General features: G+C 45.3%; 15 protein-coding genes and 3 tRNA genes. 7 read left to right on the top strand and 11 right to left on the bottom strand.

The window, feature by feature from the left end:
- Positions 1-34: 34 nt before the first annotated feature.
- Entirely contained in the window at positions 35-1,693 is a 1,659-nt protein-coding gene (recN, locus tag IPP74_09000) for a DNA repair protein RecN (GenBank protein MBL0319404.1), read from the top strand.
- Positions 1,694-1,882: 189 nt separating this feature from the next.
- On the opposite strand, the gene IPP74_08995 is transcribed toward recN, so the two are convergent.
- The 3 genes from IPP74_08995 to IPP74_08985 all read right to left on the bottom strand — a co-directional run bounded on the left by IPP74_08995 (position 1,883) and on the right by IPP74_08985 (position 4,489).
- Positions 1,883-3,190, bottom strand: a complete 1,308-nt coding sequence (locus IPP74_08995; GenBank protein MBL0319403.1) for a HAMP domain-containing histidine kinase — start codon at positions 3,188-3,190, stop codon at positions 1,883-1,885.
- Positions 3,191-3,236: 46 nt separating this feature from the next.
- Positions 3,237-3,920, bottom strand: coding sequence for a response regulator transcription factor (locus tag IPP74_08990; GenBank protein ID MBL0319402.1), 684 nt, complete (start codon positions 3,918-3,920; stop codon positions 3,237-3,239).
- Between the two features lie 86 nt (positions 3,921-4,006).
- The gene (locus tag IPP74_08985; GenBank protein MBL0319401.1) at positions 4,007-4,489 is read right to left on the bottom strand and encodes a hypothetical protein; all 483 of its coding nucleotides are present in this window, start codon (positions 4,487-4,489) and stop codon (positions 4,007-4,009) included.
- A gap of 188 nt (positions 4,490-4,677) precedes the next feature.
- On the opposite strand from IPP74_08985, the gene IPP74_08980 reads away from it, so the two are divergent.
- The 5 genes from IPP74_08980 (at position 4,678) to trpD (ending at position 10,185) form a co-directional block, all read left to right on the top strand.
- Positions 4,678-4,754 (top strand) — tRNA-Arg (locus IPP74_08980).
- Between the two features lie 412 nt (positions 4,755-5,166).
- Positions 5,167-7,038 (top strand): SurA N-terminal domain-containing protein, encoded by a 1,872-nt coding sequence (locus IPP74_08975; protein ID MBL0319400.1) that lies wholly within the window; start codon positions 5,167-5,169, stop codon positions 7,036-7,038.
- A gap of 23 nt (positions 7,039-7,061) precedes the next feature.
- Entirely contained in the window at positions 7,062-8,573 is a 1,512-nt protein-coding gene (gene trpE / locus IPP74_08970) for an anthranilate synthase component I (protein MBL0319399.1), read from the top strand.
- Between the two features lie 5 nt (positions 8,574-8,578).
- On the top strand, positions 8,579-9,154 hold the full coding sequence (locus tag IPP74_08965) for an aminodeoxychorismate/anthranilate synthase component II (protein MBL0319398.1): 576 nt from the start codon (positions 8,579-8,581) through the stop codon (positions 9,152-9,154).
- Complete coding sequence (gene trpD / locus IPP74_08960; protein ID MBL0319397.1) at positions 9,151-10,185, top strand: anthranilate phosphoribosyltransferase; 1,035 nt, start codon at positions 9,151-9,153, stop codon at positions 10,183-10,185. The genes IPP74_08965 and trpD overlap by 4 nt, the downstream gene beginning before the upstream one ends.
- Here trpD and IPP74_08955 read toward each other — a convergent pair.
- The 7 genes from IPP74_08955 to IPP74_08925 all read right to left on the bottom strand — a co-directional run bounded on the left by IPP74_08955 (position 10,182) and on the right by IPP74_08925 (position 18,672).
- Positions 10,182-10,757, bottom strand: a complete 576-nt coding sequence (locus tag IPP74_08955) for a hypothetical protein (protein MBL0319396.1) — start codon at positions 10,755-10,757, stop codon at positions 10,182-10,184. The genes trpD and IPP74_08955 overlap by 4 nt on opposite strands.
- Before the next feature lie 168 nt (positions 10,758-10,925).
- The gene (gene xth / locus IPP74_08950; GenBank protein MBL0319395.1) at positions 10,926-11,705 is read right to left on the bottom strand and encodes an exodeoxyribonuclease III; all 780 of its coding nucleotides are present in this window, start codon (positions 11,703-11,705) and stop codon (positions 10,926-10,928) included.
- A gap of 16 nt (positions 11,706-11,721) precedes the next feature.
- Entirely contained in the window at positions 11,722-13,512 is a 1,791-nt protein-coding gene (locus IPP74_08945) for an ABC transporter substrate-binding protein (GenBank protein MBL0319394.1), read from the bottom strand.
- A 227-nt stretch (positions 13,513-13,739) separates the two neighbouring features.
- Complete coding sequence (locus IPP74_08940) at positions 13,740-14,075, bottom strand: iron-sulfur cluster assembly accessory protein (GenBank protein MBL0319393.1); 336 nt, start codon at positions 14,073-14,075, stop codon at positions 13,740-13,742.
- Positions 14,072-14,842 (bottom strand): type III pantothenate kinase, encoded by a 771-nt coding sequence (locus tag IPP74_08935; protein MBL0319392.1) that lies wholly within the window; start codon positions 14,840-14,842, stop codon positions 14,072-14,074. Before IPP74_08935 ends, IPP74_08940 begins: the two co-directional genes overlap by 4 nt.
- Before the next feature lie 55 nt (positions 14,843-14,897).
- Positions 14,898-18,431 (bottom strand): hypothetical protein, encoded by a 3,534-nt coding sequence (locus tag IPP74_08930; GenBank protein MBL0319391.1) that lies wholly within the window; start codon positions 18,429-18,431, stop codon positions 14,898-14,900.
- 165 nt (positions 18,432-18,596) lie between these two features.
- Positions 18,597-18,672, bottom strand: a tRNA-Met gene (locus IPP74_08925).
- A gap of 302 nt (positions 18,673-18,974) precedes the next feature.
- Between IPP74_08925 and IPP74_08920 the strand changes: the two genes are divergently transcribed.
- A tRNA-Thr gene (locus IPP74_08920) sits at positions 18,975-19,050 on the top strand.
- Positions 19,051-19,344: 294 nt separating this feature from the next.
- On the opposite strand, the gene IPP74_08915 is transcribed toward IPP74_08920, so the two are convergent.
- Entirely contained in the window at positions 19,345-19,725 is a 381-nt protein-coding gene (locus IPP74_08915; protein MBL0319390.1) for a hypothetical protein, read from the bottom strand.
- Position 19,726 lies beyond the last annotated feature (1 nt).

The following is a 19,726-nucleotide window of genomic DNA, read 5'->3' as shown; positions in this document are numbered from 1 at the left end:
TTGAATCCCCCGCAAAATCGATTAGCATGTGCCTATGCTAAGTCAACTAATCATCCATCATTTTGTTTTAATCGACCGGTTAACCATCGACTTTACTTCTGGCTTTTGTGCATTAACAGGAGAAACAGGTGCAGGTAAATCGATCATCCTTGATGCCCTTGGCCTCATTTTGGGCAAACGTGCTTCAGCCCAATCGATTCGCCATGGGCAGACATCTGCAAGTGTCACAGCTTTTTTTGATCTACCTGCCACAAGTCCCGCAATTGCCATTATCGAAGAACAAGGCATTGATATAAGTGATGGGCTGATCATCCGCCGCCAAATCAGTGCCGATGGCAAAAGCCGTGCCTTCATTAATGATACAGCCGTATCGGTTCAATTGCTGCATACGGTAGGCGAATATCTGGTAGAGATTCATGGGCAACATGACCAGCAGGGATTATTTTCAGCCACCACCCATCGACAATTACTAGACCAGTATGGCCAGCATGGACCGTTACTGCTGCAAGTAAGTCATGCGTATGAACAGCTTCAGCAAACAAAACAAGCACTTGAAGCGTTAGCTCTTGCTAAGGCAAAAGCAGAAAAGGAGGCGGACTATCTCACCTTTGCCTATGAAGAATTAAGCACACTGAATCCCCTCCCAGGTGAAGAAGAACAACTCGCTCACGACCGCCAGCAGCAACAGCAATGGTTTAAAGCAAGTGAGCAACTGGCTGCTTTGCATCAATCATTTGATGCCCATGAACCACTCACCAAACGGATTGGCTCGCTTCAGCATCTGCTCTCACGCCTGCCTGACTTTGAGCAAAAAGCCTCCATTGATACCGCGCTAGAACAGGCGTACGAACACACCTTATCCGCTTACACACAAATTGAAGATGTTTTGGACCAGCAAGCCTATGATCCTGAAAAGCTGGATGCTTCTGAAAAACGCCTCTTTGCCTTACGAGCGGCCAGTCGTAAGTTTCAGCGCCCATGCGATGAACTCGGCCAGCTTAAAGACGAAATTGGCGCACAGCTTGATATCATCCGTCACCAACATGTTCATCTGGATAAGCTGCAAAAAGCATTAGCCGAATGCACCGCAACATATTTACGTTTGGCACAAACACTATCCGATCGTCGCAAACATGCGGCCACCACACTCGAAAAAGCAATGAATGAAGAACTTCCCGCCCTTAAATTAGGGCATTGCCGTTTTAGTATTGATGTCATTACCCACAGCAGCGAAGCCACATTTGCCCCTCATGGTATCAACCATGTCCAATTTTTAGTAGCCACCAACCCGGGACAACCTCCTGCTACCCTGGCTAAAGTAGCCTCTGGCGGTGAATTGTCGCGCCTCATGCTGGCTATGAAAGTATCGCTCACACAGACTACCTCTACCCCAACCCTTATCTTCGATGAAATTGATACGGGTATCGGTGGTGCCGTGGCCGATAGCGTTGGCAAACGTCTTAAACAACTCAGTTCCTATGCACAAATTTTAGTCGTCACCCACCAGCCACAAGTTTGCAGCTACGCCAAAAGCCATTATAAGGTTGAAAAACATATCCACGATCAATCCACAACAACCACGGTCAAATCGCTTTCTTCTCACGAACGCGTTGAAGAGATATCGCGTATGTTGTCAGGTGAACATATCACAAGCGAAGCCAAAGCTGCGGCTGTTAAATTACTAGAAGCCTAGCTTTCTTGTGCCCTGCTACCCATAGCACGCATGTCACCCTTGTAATGAATAAGGCTGACTCCATTTTGGGCATTTCCATTAAAATTCCATTATCCTCAGCTCCCCCTTGGGCTGCACTAGTGTCCGTATATGACGGCGTTTGTGGGAAGGCTATTGTTATGTCTCAGATGTTCAAACATACTTACCCTTTTAACAATTCAGTGTCAGACACACCTTAAGGCCAGGGTCATTATTGGAAAGCTCCAATACGCCACGATGCAGCATAGCTACCGCATTCACCAAACTTAATCCTAACCCAACGCCCTTCGTGTTTCTACTTTCATCGGCTCTAAAAAAGCGATCTTTGGCTTTATCAATCATATGCGGAGGAATTCCCGGACCATTATCCACAATAACAAGCGTGACCTGATGATTATTTTTGCTTAACACGATGTCAATCGTTCCCTTATAGGGTACATATTTGGCCGCATTATCAATCACATTCATAACCGCCTGCCGCAACAACTGTTCATCACCGAGGATAGAAATATCTTCATCAGGCAGTGTTTTAACAATGGTTACTTTTTTGTCTTCAAACATCGGTTCATAAAAATCGACAATATCTCGAACAATATCCGCTAAATTGACGCGCTCAAACAACTCGGTTGCCGAACGCGATTCTGCTTTGGCAATGGTAAGAATATTATCGAACATTTCTACCAACATATCGACACGCTCAATCGCATCAACCACCTGTTGGCGCAACTCAGACGGCATTTGGGAATTTTGCGATAAGGCAACCAGCTCCAAACGATGGCGACTCAGTGGCGTACGCAAATCATGCGCAAGGGCATTTCCAGAATCTTTTGCGGTATTCACCAGGGCATTGATCCATTCCAGCATGCGGTTAAAATTAGTGGCTAATACTCCAAACTGGTCAATCGGGCTGATCACTTTCATACGGTATCCCAAATCACCTAACATGATATGATCAAACGACACATTCACCCTCTGTAGATAACGATTGAGCAACCACACTAATAATAAGCTCAATAAAAACGAAAGGATAAAGGACAAAATAATATTTTCGACCAGGATTCGAACAAACGCAGCGCGGATATAATCAACATCCTTTAAATCATAACCCATCAGCAATTGTTCACCATCTTGGTAATGATATTGGCGAACATACAGATGCAGAAGCTGCTCTCCCTTGTTCTGACGAAAATAAATTTCGTGCCATTTTGAGGCGTTTTTTTTATTTAATTTTGGCCAGGGACTAAAATTTCCGGAGCGTCCCTCATCGCCTTGAAACCCCATATAGAGATTTTTATCTTTATTTTCGCGAACAATCGCATCAACCAATTCTTTAACATACGCAGGCCCATAGGTTTCCATACCTTGATTAATTTCAGCCACATGAGCTTCGGCTACATGTTTTACTTCCTCATAGGCGGCATCAACGGATTGATAATAAGCTAAGATTTTTAAAACAAGCAAGGTTGTGCTGATACTCACAAAAAGTATCACCCCAACCCAAAACGAAAATGTCTTCAAAAAATCTTTAATCATCTTTCGCACTGATTTTATAGCCAGCGCCCTTGACCGTTCGAATTAACGGTTTAGCAAAAGGCTTATCTACTTTTAGGCGAAGTTTGCTCATTTGTGCATCAATTAAATTGGTGTTAGGACTGAAATGAAAATCCCAAACCCCTTCTAGCATCATGGTTCTGGTGACAACCTGATCGGGCCGGCGCATTAAAAATTCAAGCAGCCTGAATTCTTTATTCTGTAAATCTATTTTATGACCACTGCGCCTGATTTCACGGGTGATCAGATTCATTTCTAATTCGCCAATCCTGAGTAGCGCTTGTTCGGCTTGTTCAGGCGTTGCTCGTCTGGCAAGCGCTTCTACGCGGGCGATTAACTCACCAAATTCAAATGGCTTTACTAGGTAGTCGTCTCCACCGGCGCGTAAACCTTTAATACGTTCTTCTACTTTACTTAAGGAGCTCAATACCAAAACAGGGGTTTTATTGCCAGCACTTCTGAGTGTTTGGATGACAGCTAAGCCATCTAATTTTGGAATCATGCGGTCCACGACCAGCACATCATATTTTTCTTCGGTTGCCAAAAACAACCCATCCATACCATCTTTAGCTCTATCCACTACGTGGCCGGCCTGTTTTAAACCTTCGGTGATAAATTGAGCATGGCTCTCATCATCTTCTATCACTAAAATTCGCAAGACACATACCTCCCAAAAAAGTAGTACCGTGCGCGAGCATAACCCGGCACGGTACGTTTTTAAAGGTAAAAAGGAATACTAATAAATTAGTTTTTCTTTTCAGCAGACGCTTTAGCATCAGCTTTGGTAGCAGCAGCTGCATCTTTAACTTCTTTAGCAGCTTCTTTAGCAGCATCTTTAGCTTCAACTTTAGCTTCTTTAGCAGCATCATTAGCTTCAACTTTAGCTTCTTTAGCTGCATCTTTAGCAGCATCTTTAGCTTCAGCAGCGTTAGAACCTTCTACTGCAGAGAAATCGCCTTTAGCTTCAACACATTTTTTTACTTTTTCTTGATCAGTGCCGAATTTTTTAGCGCATTTAGCAGCAATTCTGTCACGCTTTTTAGAGCTAGAAGAACGATGAGCTTTCATAGCTTTAGCAGGAGCAGCTTCTGTAGTAGCAGCAGGAGCAGCAGCTTCTGTGGTAGCAGCAGGAGCTTGAGCAGCTTCATCAGCAGCGAAAGCAACACCAGCGGTTGAAGACAATAAAGCAGCAGCAAGTACTGATGAAATGATACGGTTTTTGAACATGTTAGATCTCCTAAAGGATAAGTTTACTTATAACCAAGTTAACCAAACCAGGTTACAGGAACTATTTATATCCCCCGCCATCCTGCGTGACCTTCACAACAACATTAATTATTTGCAAGGTGGATTTCAATCGAGGTTCTTGCATTCGTGATTCTAATTCGTTATAAATAGAGGTTCAAGTTCTTTGCGTGCCCGTAGCTCAGTTGGATAGAGCAACAGCCTTCTAAGCTGTGGGTCAGGGGTTCGAATCCCTTCGGGCACGCCATCCTTCGTCCTTACGAGCTTCGGGTCAATACCTTTCAGTTAAGAATTGGATTAGGAATTGCGCTAGTCGCGCAACGAGTGTTGTGCTGGATTCCCGCCCTTTTTAAGCAGCATTCACTTGCGGCTCACACTGCTTAAAAACGGCAAGAATAACGGAGCTCTTTTGGGGTCAATAATGCCCCACAAACTACGTCATAGTCACCCGTATCCAGTTTTTAACTTATGACATTGGGGCTTCGGTTGGCATGGCTACCCGGGGATTGCACGTCCGACACAGTGATATTTATACGGCTCTTTTTCCGATTGGCCATTTCGCGTACGTCGTTTCATGAACGGTTTTGGCTACCATTATCAACCAGAATATGATAGCCTCCGTGGCAACACTCATATGATCACAAAATAGGGCACGGGTTATGCTACATACATTACGTCAATTTTCGAACCATTTTGTTATTAAAGTACTGATGGTGGTGCTCGCTGGCAGTTTCATTCTTTGGGGCATTAATGATGTTTTCCGTGGCAATAAAGTCAATTACGCCTTTGAAGTAGCCGGTAATACGGTCAATATGCGCACGTTCCAGGAAGAATTACGCCGCGAACAGGATTATTTCCGTCGTCGTTTTGGTAATCAGATTACCGAACAGCAAATGAATGCGTTTGGTCTGGAAAATATCGTGCTTGAACGTATGATCGTGCAATCGCTGTTAAAAGAGCACCTTACTAAACTGGGTGTTGAAGTCGGCATGGGTTCTGCGGTTTCAGCACTTAAATCTTTCCCCCATTTTCAAGATGACCAAGGCCATTTTGCAAAAGACAACTTCCAGATGTTCCTCGCCAATCAAGGCATCAGTGAGAAAGACTATCTCAACCATATCCGTCAGGAATTATCTATCGAATTACTGCGCGATTCCCTATTTGGACAATTACCTTATCCGGCTGATATTTCTAAAACACTTTTCACCCGCTCTCACGAAAGCCGGACCTACCAACTGGTTTCCCTCTCACCTTCTTATATCACGTCTGTACCCGATCCCAAGGAAACCGATCTGGTTTCTTTCTATAATGCCCATGAAGCTCAGTTTGATGCACCTGAATATCGCACCATCAGCTGGATTGTCATTGATAATAAAACCATCGCCGAGCGCTATGAAGTAAGCGATGCCGACATTAAAACGGCTTATGAAAACAACAAAACCCAGTATCGCATTGATGCGCGGCGCGATATTGATAATATGTTCTTCCCTAATCAGGATGCTGCCCAGAAAGCCTATGCACGCTTGCAACAAGGCGAGGCTTTTACGGTAGTAGCAAAAGAAGAATCCCATCAAGATATTTCTGCATTTAGGCTGAATCATGTCTCTAAAGGTGATCTTCCAAAAGCCATAGCCGAACAGGCTTTTGCCCTAAAGGAAGGCAGCTATAGCCAACCAGTCCAATCGGATTTAGGATGGCATATTGTCCGCGCGGTTAAACTTTATCCAGAAGGCTATGCCCCGTTTGAGGAAGTAAAGGAGGCGATCCGCAAAGAAATAAAATCGAACAAAGCGTCTGAAGGTATTTATGATTTTACCAATAACGTACAGGATGCTCTCGCCAGTGGTGCCTCATTGGAAGCCGTTGCCAAACAGTTTAATTTAGCGGTTTCAAAAGCAGGACCGCTTGATCAGCGCATGCAAAATCTAAGCGGTAATCCGGTCGATGGCTTACCCAAAAGCCCTATTTTTATGAAAACCGCTTTTGAATCGGATAAGGGCGTTGATTCTGCTGTGTTAGAAAGTGAAGATAACAGTCAGCGTTTCATTTTACGTGTTGATGACATCACCGCTAAACGCAAACGTTCCCTCGACGAAGTCAAAGCCAAAGTGATTGAAGTGTGGAAAAACCAAACCAAAGCCTCGTTGTTGAAAACAGCAGCGGATGACATTCAAAAAGCATTGGCTCATGGAACCGACCTTGCTTTATTGCCAGGAGCCAACCAATTGACCATAAACACCAAGACCATCGTTCGTTCAAGTGCCGATGAAAGTGATATTGATAAGTCGGTGTTCCGCCTTGCTGAACGCACCACGTCTTCGGTTTTACCTAACCAGAATGAAGGGTATGATATTGTTCGCCTTATCCGTATTGACCGCATGACCAATCCTAATCAAGATACGCGCTTTGAAGAATATCGCCATTCGATGTCCAAGTTTCTGGGCAATGAATTATACGAACAATATATCAACAGCTTACGTCAGGAATTTCCTGTGAAAGTGTATCTCAACCTTAATCACGATGATTCGTAACCACCGCTTATATGACCCTGCCAATGTTTCCTAATTTTGAAGTTTTTAAAACCCTGACTGAGGCTGGAAAACCCGTTTGCGTTTCGCTTAAAATCCCCGCAGATACGGAAACACCCATTGGCGTAATGTTAAAAACAAAACATCTAAGCCCTTACCACGCCCTGTTTGAGTCGGTTCAAGGTGGTGAAAAACGAGGCCGCTATTCGATTATTACCCTCGGTGCCGAATTACGGTTTGAAGTACGTCATGGGACTCCTCTGTTGATTGGCGATAACGCCTCAGCTTATGCCTCGCTGCTTGAAAAAAACCAAGATCCTTTTGACGCTCTTAGAGCCTTGGTCAAGGCGATGGATGTCGCTGAGGAATCCTTGCAGGGGCTTCCGCCCATGGCTATGGGTTTATTTGGGTTTATGACGTATGATATGATTCGTTATATCGAGGATATCCCCAATAAAAACCCAGATACGATCGATATTCCAGAATCCATTTTTATCCGCCCTGAAACGGTGTTGGTATTTGATGCCGTAAGTGACGCACTGTTTATTATCACCGCCAGCTGGCCAAATGCATCGTGCCATACGGCACAGCTGTACCAACAAGCACAACAACGCATTCAACAGATTCTTGATTGCCTCAGTTATGCACGGCCCATTGCCGGTTCCTTGCTGGAAGCGCCAGAACTTGATCTCCATTTTCAAACCAACATCGATAAAGACACCTATTATCAAATGGTTGAGAAAGGGAAAGACTATATTATAGCCGGCGATATCTTCCAGGTGGTTTTGTCGCAGCGGTTCCAGTCTCCTTTTTCCCTTCCTGCCATTGCTTTGTATCGGTCGCTACGTCATCTCAACCCTAGCCCTTATCTGTTTTATATGCACATGGACGGATTTAGCCTGGTGGGTTCAAGCCCGGAAATCCTGGTTAAGCTTCAAGGCGATACGGTTACGGTACGCCCTATTGCGGGTACACGTAAACGTGGGCTGACCGACGCAGAAGACAAAGCCAACGAACAAGACCTGTTATCCGATCCCAAAGAATTGGCCGAACATTTGATGCTGGTTGATCTAGGCCGTAATGATGTGGGTCGCGTTGCTACCGTTGGCAGCGTGGAGGTCACCGAACAAATGGTGGTCGAACGTTATTCCCACGTGATGCATATTGTTTCCAATGTTCATGGGACCCTACGTCCTGATAAAGATGCCATTGATGCGTTAATGGCCGGATTTCCAGTCGGAACGGTTTCGGGAGCTCCCAAAATACGTGCGATGGAAATTATTGATGAGCTCGAATCACAACGCCGCAGTTTTTATGCTGGCTGTGTTGGATATTTTTCGGTAACCGGCGATATGGATACCTGTATTGCCCTGCGCACTGCACTGGTGAAGGATGGCGTTTTGACCATTCAATCCGGTGGTGGTATTGTGGCCGACAGCACCCCTGAAGGTGAATATCAGGAAAGCTGCAATAAAGCCAAAGCATTGATGCGCGCCGCCTGCCTTACCCCACGTTTTGTTACTCAAGAAAAGTCGTAACCCCTATGTTATTGTTGATCGATAATTATGACAGCTTTACTTATAACCTCCTTCATTATTTAGGTGAATTAGGTGCTGACGTTGATGTTGTCCGTAATGATGTGCTTTCTACCCATGAATTATTATCACGCCATTACGAGGCCATCGTTTTATCGCCCGGGCCATGCACCCCCAATGAAGCAGGGGTGTGTCTTGACCTTATCAAAGCAGCCGTTGGTAAACTCCCCATTCTTGGCGTGTGCCTGGGGCATCAATCGATTGGTCAGGCCTTTGGCGGCCATGTTATCCGCGCACCGCAACCTATGCACGGCAAGGTAACCACCATTTCCAATAAGGGCACCGATCTGTTTGAAGGGCTTCCGGCAACTTTTAATGTCACCCGGTACCATTCGCTGATTGTCGACCGTGCATCACTTCCTGATTGCTTGAGCATTACCGCAGAAGATGACGATGGTATCATCATGGCACTGGCGCATAAAACGCTGCCTGTCTATGGCGTGCAATTTCATCCCGAAAGCATCGCTTCCGAATATGGACATGAATTGCTGCGTAATTTTTTGAACCTGGTGAAAGCAGCATGAATGAAATTCAAACCTACATCAAGAAAATCGTTACGAAACACCATCTCAGCGAAGGCGAAGCCGCACGTGCTTTTCAAATTATAATGAGCGGCGGCGCTACACCCGCGCAAATTGCTTCCTTTATCACCGCCCTTACCATGAAAGGTGAAACCATTGACGAAATCACTGGTGCCGCCAGAAGCCTGCGTGCCCGTTCGGCAACGATTATGGCGCCTACTGGTACTATCGACACCTGCGGTACTGGCGGCGATCAGGCTGGCACATTGAATATTTCCACTGCAGTTGCGATCGTGGTTGCCGCCTGTGGGGTACCGGTGGCCAAACATGGTAACAAAGCGGTATCCTCACGTTCTGGCTCGGCCGATGTCCTTAAAGAATTAGGAATCAACATCGAAGCCTCTCCTGCCATCATGCAGGATTGCCTGAATACCCATCATTTATGTTTCCTCTACGCGCCGCAATTTCATCAGGCGTTGCGACATATCGGCCCGATCCGTTTGGAACTTGGCTTTCGTACCATCTTTAATTTACTGGGCCCTTTATGTAGCCCTGCTAACACCAGTTATCATGTGCTTGGGGTTTATGATATCAACCTGGTAGACCCCATCGCTCATGTGCTGGACCGCTTAGGGTGTAAACGTGCATGGGTTGTGCATGGATATGGTGGCTTAGAATACGGGCTTGATGAACTTACGATTACTGGCAAAAGCCGCGTATGCGAAGTAGATAATGGCCAATTCCGTACGTTTGACATTAGCCCTGAAGATGCAGGACTCCCCTCATCTCCTCTGGATTCGATTTTAGGTGGCTCTGCCCATGATAATGCCAAAGCCATGCTTGCGCTGCTTAAAGGCGCCAGCTCACCTTACCGCGATATCGTCCTTTTCAATAGTGCGGCGGCACTATTGGTTGCCGGTAAGGTCGGTGATTTAACGGAAGGGGTTGTCTTGGCCCAGGACGCCATTATCACAGGTAAGGCGTTATATACCCTTCAATCCCTGATTTCTTGTACGCACGAGGCGCATAGCTAAGTAGGAGGAATATGGAATTGCGCTGGTAGGCGGCCGCTTGCTTTTGTGTTAGGCAATGCTATTTTTTCTTTAGCAAACGCTTGGCGCAATCGGTTTGTGTCGATCCCTAGTTGTTGGCGCACCTGCGCTAATGTTAATGGCTCAAGCGGAGCAAAATGCACCTTATAAATGGCTTTCACCGGTGAGGCTTTTCCTTCTGTAAAGCCAAGGTCATAGGCGACAAGATCATCTTTGGACATTTTATAGGGTTTTGGGTAGATATAACGTGCTACCCATTTATAGAGTATCCGCTCAAGGTTGGTCACGCCAGGAACCGTGCCCATGGTATAGCCAATCACAAAGGCTTCGTCTTCCGACAATAATCCGCGCCCTAGGAGAATATGGATAAAATCATGGCGACGCAGCGATACCGCCCCGCGAAATGAAATTTTCGATGCCGGATTTTCAAACAACCTCACTAGCCAGTGAATGTCTTCTGGTTGATTAGCCGGCAGCGTATCCCTCACCTGTTTAAGGGTTAAATGACCATTATCCAGGCCAGGGAACCATTCTTTCCATGACGTATGTTGCATGGGTATGAGTGTATAAGCATCATGTCAAAAAAGCGTTAACACAGGCTCACCCCACCTCTGGTGAGGAGGATCAGATTTATGCCCTCTTCGGCATAAATCTGGGGTGGTGGGAGGGGACTCCAGACAAGGTAGGGAGCGCTTGGCCTTCACACCGATCCGGAGCCACCTCTAAAACTCACACCACACCGGTGCATGGTCGCTTGCTTGTTCGCGGCCGCGTTCTTCCTGGTAAACACCGGCTTGTTTAAGGCTATCGGTTGCTTCTGGCGACAAGAGTAAATGATCAATGCGCATCCCTTTATTTTGGTTCCAGGCACCTGAACGGTAGTCCCACCAGCTATATTGTGGAGTATGGGGATATAACGCACGATAGGAATCTATCAGCCCGACATTCAAGATAGGCCGGTAATGCTGCCATTCATCGGGATGAAAACAGGTCGTACCTTTCAGGGATTTAGGATCATAGACATCAATCGGATCAGGAGCAACATTGAAATCACCACCTAACACCAACTTTTCTTCATAGGCCAATAAGCGTTGCATATGCTGTAATAACCGATCATAAAAACCTAACTTATAGGCCCATTTTTCACCCTTTGGCTCGCCACCATTGGGTACATAGACATTGACCAGCCGGATTACTTCCTTACCCACGGTAACCACGGCTTCCAGGTAACGCGCCTGTTCGTCTTGATCGCCTCCTGGTAAGGTTGTTACGATATCTTCTAATGGATAGCGTGACAAAATAGCAACACCATTATAGGTTTTCTGACCATGTACGGCGCAAATATACCCCGCATATTCAAATTCCTGTTTGGGAAATGCATCGGTAACACATTTAATTTCCTGCAACATCACCACATCAGGTTTATGCTCTTCTAAAAAACGCAGCACATGCGGTAAACGCACTTTAATTGAATTCACATTCCAGGTAACAATCTGTACCATGAGGGACCTCGTAAGCTTAAGGTTGAGAAGATCTGTTGACAGCATCGGGCCTTACCCACCAGGTATCAAGCCCAAAATCATTTTTTGGCGCTATGGCAGGACGGTCAAATTTATTCCAGTATAACAAGCGGAAAGAACGGTTATACCAATTAGGAATGACATAATAATGAAAGAGCAATACACGGTCTAATGCGCGTGTTGCTGCCATCAGGCTTTCCATCGAATCGGCTTTGATGATGGCTTCCACTAACGCATCGACCGCCTTATTTTGAATGCCCGCCAGATTACGGGATCCTATCACATTAGCTCGGCTGGAATGCCAGAAATTCATTTGTTCATTTCCCGGTATATTGCCAAACCTAAACGTATCCACAATCATATCAAAGTCAAAATTTTCTGCCCGTTTTTGATATTGAACCGGATCCACCGTACGAATCGTTGCATCGATTCCCAAGCGCTTGAGGTTAGCAACAAAGGGAGCCGCCACCCGTTCAAAATTAGGTGAATTCAGTAATATTTCAAATTTCACCGGCGTTGACGTGTGCATATCTACCAGTTTAAAATCCTTTACTTTATAACCCGCCTTATCAAGAATGCGCCTGGCCATTAATAGATTATCACGAATATGGCCAGACCCGTCGGTCTTGGGTTGCATGGGTTCGCTCTCAAATATCTCTTTAGGCAATGTTGCGGCAAATGGTTTTAACAATGCCACCTCAGCCGCGGAAGGCAAGCCTTCATGCGCAAAAACAGTATTGGCAAAATAACTATTGGTACGTGTATAAGCACCATGAAACAATGCTTTATTTTCCCATTCAAAATCAAAGGCGTATTGCAGCGCTTTACGGAACTCACGGTTATTAAAAGGGCTGCGGCGGGTGTTAAACACAAACGATTGCATGCCGCTGGGAATCTGATGGGGAATTTCAATTTTAATCACTTTTCCCTGATGCAATGCCGGAAAATCATAAGCAGTTGCCCAGTTCTTGGCAACATTTTCCAAGCGCAAATCATACTCTCCGGCTTTAAATGCCTCTACCGCCACCGTTGTATCGCGGTAATATTCATAACGCAACCAGTCAACATTAGCCCGTCCACGTTTAATAGGTAGATGCCTACCCCAATAATCCTTAACCCGTTTATAGGTAATCGAGCGGCCCGGCTCTACTTTGGTAATCTGGTAAGGACCACTGGCCATCGGTGGTTCGAGGGTGGTTTTGGTAAAATCATGCGTTTGATAATAATGTTTCGATAGAATAGGCATTTGCCCTACCAGCAAGGGCAATTCACGGTTTGTGGGGTTGCTTAGAGTAAAAGTAACCTCATGCGGATTATCGACGTTGCAGGCCGTCACTTCGCGATATAAATTTCGGAAAATCGGATGGCCTTTGGTGGTGAGAGTCAGATACGAAAAACAAACATCAGCCGCCGTAATCGGACTATGGTCCCACCATGTGGCTTCTTTACGCAGTACAAAATGGATTGAGCGGTGATCGTTTGCCACCGTAACGCTTTGTGCAATCAGTCCATATTGGCTGTAGACTTCATCTTGCGATGGTTCCATTAATGTTTCAAACACCGAATCTGCACCAGCACCGGAGGAACCTTTTAAAATAAAGGGGTTCAGATTATCAAAACTACCCAGCGCATCCAGTACAATCCCTCCACCTTGGGGAGCATGGGGATTGACATAATCAAAGTGGCTGAAATTAGCGGGGTATTTAAGCTCGCCAAACATGCTTAAACCATGTGTACCAGTAGCAGCCATCACGGGTGCTGGAACACAGAACATCATTCCCATTGCCATCCATTTTACGAACATTCCGTGCATGAAAAACCCACTCTCATTTTTAATTAAGATAGCAGTAGATGGTGGATACACAACCTATTTTTATCACCTAGTTTCAGTACGAGAAGAAACACAGGACTCCTTACCTGTTGAGCCCCCTCACACCACCCCAGATTCATGCGAAGACACATGCATCTGCCCCTCCTTAAGAGAAGGGGCGAAGGACGCAGCTACTCTCAATTTAGTTAAAACGGTGAAAATGAATTGCCACAGCCACAGCTGGCTTTTGCGTTAGGATTACGGATTTCAAAATGGGCGCCGATTAATTGAACCACATAATCAACAATCGCCCCTTCCAAGAAACCTTGCGATGTTTCATCAACTAATAAAAAAGCGCCTTGATTTTCAACCACCAGGTCAGACGCTTCGGGTTCACTTTCGACTAACTCATAATGATATTGAAATCCCGAACACCCACCACCATCAACACGCAAGCGCAATTTTGCCTGCAACCGGCCTTCTTTAATGGCAAGTTCTTTAATGCGTTTGGCGGCGCTGTCTGATAACTGCACTGGGGTCATTGGTTTAACTCATATATTTGTTTAAGGCCATAAAGCGTCAAATACGGCTCGACCCTGTCAATTACAGGGGTTGCATCCGCAAATAAAAAGGCAAGACCACCGGTAGCAATCACTTTCATCGAAGGATGCCCCATTTCAGTTTTGATTTGCGCACAAATCCCTTCAATGGCATGGCGATAGCCATGATACACCCCCGAACGCATGGCATCCACGGTATTAGTCCCCACGACCTTGTCCGTTTTTTTTACATCAATCGCTGGCAATTGTGCCGTTGCCATATGCAGGGCCTTCATTGATAAATTGATACCGGGAGCAATCACTCCACCAACATAGCGACCGCCTTCATCCACCACGTCAAACGTAGTCGCGGTTCCAAAATCGACAATAATTAAATTAGGACCGTATAGCGTAAACGCCGCCAGGGCATTGACCACCCTATCAGCGCCTACCTCTTTGGGATTATCCACCACAACCTCGATTCCAAGGGCCACTCCCTGTGCCCCAACAATTACCGGCTCACACTGAAAAAGTGGACGGCACATCTCTTTCATCACCGCACCAACCGACGGTACGACCGAAGCAAGTGCCGCACCTGTGATCGCGGCAATATCCCATTGATGGAGTTGAAATAATTGCGTCAACGACACCATCCATTCGTCTGCCGTACGCTCCGGATGCGTGCTGAGCCGCCCATGCCCCACGAGCATTTCACCGTCAAACACGGCTGCGACCAGGTGCGTATTACCAATATCAAGTACGATCAACATGTTAGTAGCTGCACTCCTTGCAATGTTTTCATTGCCTTTTAGATACTATGTTGTTCTATCCTGCTGCCGCTGCCATATTACGTTGACGAATTTCAGCTTTATGGTCGGCAAGCTGTTTTGGCAAAGGCAGAGGCACAGGGTCTCCCATGTTCTTATATTGCGCATAATTAGTAACGCTCGCAGCAGAAAGATTCACATTGTGGTGGTCATCTAGAACCACTTCCCCTTTAAGATTGCGTACGGTATTATCGCTGCATTTGGCAAAGAATTGATCTTTTTCATCTTTAGGGTTAGGGATATTCACAATTTCAGTAATATAACCATGTTCAAACTCTTTGGCCATTTGCTGCATAACCTCAATAGCATGTTTCACGTTTGGATCACGTATATTTTTCACGGCAATTTTATTAGAATTACTGCCCGATGCAAAACTGCCAATTTCCACGCCACACTGAAATTCGGCACAACGCCTTGCCCACTCAAGGTTACCAGCAGAATATTGGTTATGATCAAAAGCAAGTATTGTTTGACCACGTGGATTAACATACGCGGTCATGCCTTTGTCATAAAACTCTTCGGTAACTCGTTGGATGTCACTCAATTTAGCCAATTTTTTCTGAAGTTTTGGATCGGCTTCTACGCCAGATAGGCTAAAACTTCCTTTGCTTGCATCAACGGTGGGATTAAACTTCAGGCCATAATAGCTCTCAAGCCCCATTAAATTAGGTACGTCGATCTTTTGTTTTTTACAGAACTCGGCAATTTTTCCATAATCACCGTTTATTGTATCAAGATAAACAGCCTCTGTAATTTTACCCTTCTTAAACTGGCTGTATAACGCAGACATATGGCCCACCATAAAATCGCGAAGATATTCACGCGCAACTTCATTTAAGTATTTTTGCGTCGTGCTTCCTAATGCTTTAGCGACATATTCGAAAAACTTAGACCGATTTTTTAAGAACCAGATCGTAGCACTTCCGCCCACTAAAAAGATAAAAGCGGGGATAATCAGTATCCAGCTTACCACAATGGCCAGCGCCAAAATAACCGCCACTCCAGCCAGCAAAACCCCTACACTTCCCCACACTAATGTTGGTTTAAGTCGCTGGCGCGTCGCTGAACCATGATAGCCTTTTCGTCTTGCATGCTCGCTTTTAATATTTTCCACCACCTGGTTTTCAGAAAAACCATTTATGATATTTCCTAAAAGGCTATAATCCTTAATTTTAGCGGCATCTCCCTGTGCTATTTGCGCAGCCGTCCGTTTCAAAACAGCTTGTAACTCCGCACGTTTTTTGTCAGACAAGGCCACGATCTGTTCCCTGTGCCTTGCAAGCAACTGCCCTACCTGGTGAGCATCCTCCGGTGGGACATTCGCCAACACAGCGTTTGCCAAACTAGTATAGGCCGTCGTGCGTTGTCGACCGACATGATTGTGAACGTTTTTAATAACAGCCGCAGCATCTGCAGAACGAATTTTATCCAAATGATCTTGATAATATTTGACCGCAGACTCAAGCCCGCCTGGAAATTCATCCAGTGCGTGTGCTAATTTTTTAATATGATCCGAACCTGCAGCAATACCTAATTTTCGGTACAATGCATAAGCATGGCCCTCTGGAGCCCGCTCATCCACGTCATTCATGATGGCTTTATAATCGATCTCACTTGGCTTAGCCCCACGATTCAATTTCGCTTGAATAATTAACGCACAGGCAATGCCGGTTGCCCCTTCGCCATTGGATGCTAATTCAGCAATTTCCTCCCATGAACTTTTCACCAGCAACGGTAAATCCTGCTGATCCGCTGCTTTATTAAAGTAGCGAAGAATAATATGAGCCGCCGCAATGGCTTCCATTTCATGTTCAGGCGATAATCCATCAATACCGTTAATGCCATGTTTGGTTTCATTATCGATAAAGGTTTGGAAATTATCAGCTGGATGGGCTTGGCGATGAACATGATGGGCTGCCAGTAATTCTAATTCCTTGACATAACCTAAACGCCTACTAGGATCGGCCGCTTCCGCTGCTGCCCGTAAACGTGGATCCACTTCTCCACCGACAACACCCCCGTTATCAATCCAATCTTTTTCAACCACTACCCGTTGCTCAGGGGTGAGATTCAGGTTGTATAACAATTCATTTCTTCCAAGCGCCTGGACTATTGGTCTGCCTGGATCAGTATTCCCGGTAGCATAAGTCATCAGTTGATTCTGCCGATGAGGATTATAGGCTTTTTCCGGAAGCAGTGCCCTAACCTGCGCTATAGAAGCCGGTATATTCGCTGCAGGCACTCCAAGATGTAAAGCCGCACCTCTGAGGTACTCATTACTTCTGTAATCTGTTTTAGAAACAAATAAAAGGATCTGTTTGATCTCATCTGGCCGAAGATTAGTAGGATCATCAGCTTGCATACGCAAACTTGCTGCCATGGCGATAGCTGGATTTTCATCCACGGTGAGCGCATCAATGACATCGTCGCCCAAAGGACTCCATTGAGCATCGCGTCTAATCATATCATTGGCTGTGCGTACGATGCCCCCTATTCTGCGTAAACGATCAACGCTTTCACGACACCCTTCATAAAATTCACCTTTAGCTTCTCCCTTTCCACGCATGATTTCGATTACAGATCTAGATGTAAGGTAGCGAATCATTTCAACACGGTTGTGGGTTCCTGCATCTACGTTCGAATCCCAATATTGAAGATAGGCATTCTCTAATATCCGATATTTATTATCAGGAGATACGTCAACACCCTTTTGGATTCTTTCCGCCACAGCATAGGCAGAAAGGGCATTTTTTAAATCTTCACGATTTCTAATGCTAAAAAACGACCGAAAATTAATAACTCGCCGACCTCGCGGATCCCGAAGTAGAGTATCTCTTCCTAATATAGTACGGAGCGCATTAACTTTCTTTATGTCATGACTTAATACAAAATCCCCGGCGTCTCTTGGGTCGTCTGCTTTTCTAATTTTTGTTCCAAGTCTCGATATGTAAGTAGTGTCGTTTGCATTCTCAATTTGCTGTACTTCTTCATGAGGAATTCCAGAATATTCAATTAAATATCCTAGCAAATCACGAACATAAGTCACTGGCTTTACACCATATATATCTTGCAATTCATTTAACTCGGTTTGTTCTAGATCACTAAGTCCAGCACCAGCTAATTTGCCTTCTAAGTAGGTTCTCCTGTTTTCGTTTCCTGCATCATTAATTTCCCACCATCCTTCCCTTAAGCTATTCAATAAAACCTTAACCCTATCTTTATAGGTCTGGTAAGAGACCGGTTTTTTTTTCCCAGCATCAACGCCACTTGTTTCCCTTTCGTTTTCCAGTAAAAAAGCCGAATAACATACCTTAAAAGGATTAATAAGATCCTCTTCAAACGCTTGACGTAAGCGAGCCGCCTCCATAACCGCGAAGCCAAATTCCGTACCCTCACTTTTTAGGATACGCTCTTGGGCTATCTGATGAAGATTTTGTTCGATGATGCTTCTTTCATCCGCATCTCCCGTGAGTAAAGCAGCAATATTACGCTCTAAATTACGTTGTAATTTGTTATCAGCGGCTTTAGCCATGGACTACCTCTATGCTTTATTTTTAATATATAATGTCTGGAATTGTACGCGATTTTAGCTGTTTTGTCCATGATAAAAGAAACAAGGACATCCATTAGCGCAAAGCCACAGCGTTATCATTTTTCTAGGGTGGCTGCGCCACCCTAAGCTCACAAGAGCGTAGGGTGGTAGCGGAGGAGGGAGTCGAACCCCCGACACAAGGATTATGATTCCTCTGCTCTACCTACTGAGCTACTCCGCCACACGTTAAAGAGGTAGGTCTGGTATCATCCGATATTTTTGTTTTTTGTCAAGTGTTGCTTTAGCTGATGACAAAACAAAAAAATATTGCTAAACATATTTCTTACCCACGATGTGCCGAGGTAGCTCAGTTGGTAGAGCAACGGATTCGTAATGCAAGGAGCGACAGCGGCGCGAGCGGGAAGTAAGTTTGGAAGGACAAAGAGTTAGGAAGTAATCATATCGCTGATGCATCACTCGTATCAGCGCCATGTCAGCAAAAGGTTTGCAAGTGCTTGTGAGTATTTGTAAATCTCCTCATGGGCCGCTTTAGCTCAGTTGGTAGAGCACATCATTCGTAATGATGGGGTCAGGTGTTCGAGTCACCTAAGCGGCACCATTTCCCTCAGAAAATTGCCAAAATAAAAATCCGCGAGCATTGCTGCTACGCGGATTCAGATGTCATCTTTAAGTTACCACACCTCGGCATGGTGCCGGGAGTTGTAATCGCCTAAATACGAGCGCAGGCCTATTCCCCTTGCGGGTATTGTATTGAGCCTACTCCCGACGCATGAGCGTGCGGAAGCAGGGCTTTGTGATACGAGCCTACTTTAAAAACTTAATCGCAGTATTTAGGGGATTACAGCCCCCTCGGGGGATACGATAAAATGTTGAGCAATCAATGTCAAAGCAATCAGACAATACTGCCCCGATCTGAGTAGACGAGAACTCTGGCTTGCTTGAGTTTAATCTTCCCAATTTCCAATTCGCGTTTCCGTAAATCGATCACGATATGTTTCATGGCTTCGGTAAGTGCAAACTTGATGTCCTTCTCTGTCAGCTCTGCCTGACACCACTTGCTACATAATTTGCCTTCGAAGGACTCTTCGATCTTGCATAAGATGCATTCACTCATATGCTGTAAGTCATATGGGCTAAGGCTGTAAAATAGGTCGGCAAATTTTAAGTATGGGCTTTCCATAGGATACTCCTCTGAAATGGTTGATAAAATCCCCTTGTGGGAGATAAAATCTAACCGCCAGAAGACAACCCATAATTGATATGACGACGGCATA

The sequence above is a fragment of the Alphaproteobacteria bacterium genome (assembly GCA_016722515.1).
Taxonomy (GTDB): domain Bacteria; phylum Pseudomonadota; class Alphaproteobacteria; order Rickettsiales; family JADKJE01; genus JADKJE01.
The sequence above is the reverse complement of the archived record's forward strand: the minus strand, read 5'-3'. Positions and strand labels throughout refer to the sequence as shown.

Bases quoted from the DNA above. Each gene is read 5' to 3' on its own strand.
- IPP74_08915 (MBL0319390.1), bottom strand. From the start codon at position 19,725: ATGCCGTCGTCATATCAATTATGGGTTGTCTTCTGGCGGTTAGATTTT.
- IPP74_08935 (MBL0319392.1), bottom strand. From the start codon at position 14,842: ATGTTGATCGTACTTGATATTGGTAATACGCACCTGGTCGCAGCCGTG.
- IPP74_08930 (MBL0319391.1), bottom strand. From the start codon at position 18,431: ATGGCTAAAGCCGCTGATAACAAATTACAACGTAATTTAGAGCGTAAT.
- IPP74_08975 (MBL0319400.1), top strand. From the start codon at position 5,167: ATGCTACATACATTACGTCAATTTTCGAACCATTTTGTTATTAAAGTA.
- IPP74_08985 (MBL0319401.1), bottom strand. From the start codon at position 4,489: ATGTTCAAAAACCGTATCATTTCATCAGTACTTGCTGCTGCTTTATTG.
- xth (MBL0319395.1), bottom strand. From the start codon at position 11,705: ATGGTACAGATTGTTACCTGGAATGTGAATTCAATTAAAGTGCGTTTA.
- IPP74_08945 (MBL0319394.1), bottom strand. From the start codon at position 13,512: ATGGCAATGGGAATGATGTTCTGTGTTCCAGCACCCGTGATGGCTGCT.
- trpD (MBL0319397.1), top strand. From the start codon at position 9,151: ATGAATGAAATTCAAACCTACATCAAGAAAATCGTTACGAAACACCAT.
- IPP74_08955 (MBL0319396.1), bottom strand. From the start codon at position 10,757: ATGCAACATACGTCATGGAAAGAATGGTTCCCTGGCCTGGATAATGGT.
- recN (MBL0319404.1), top strand. From the start codon at position 35: ATGCTAAGTCAACTAATCATCCATCATTTTGTTTTAATCGACCGGTTA.
- trpE (MBL0319399.1), top strand. From the start codon at position 7,062: ATGTTTCCTAATTTTGAAGTTTTTAAAACCCTGACTGAGGCTGGAAAA.
- IPP74_08965 (MBL0319398.1), top strand. From the start codon at position 8,579: ATGTTATTGTTGATCGATAATTATGACAGCTTTACTTATAACCTCCTT.
- IPP74_08940 (MBL0319393.1), bottom strand. From the start codon at position 14,075: ATGACCCCAGTGCAGTTATCAGACAGCGCCGCCAAACGCATTAAAGAA.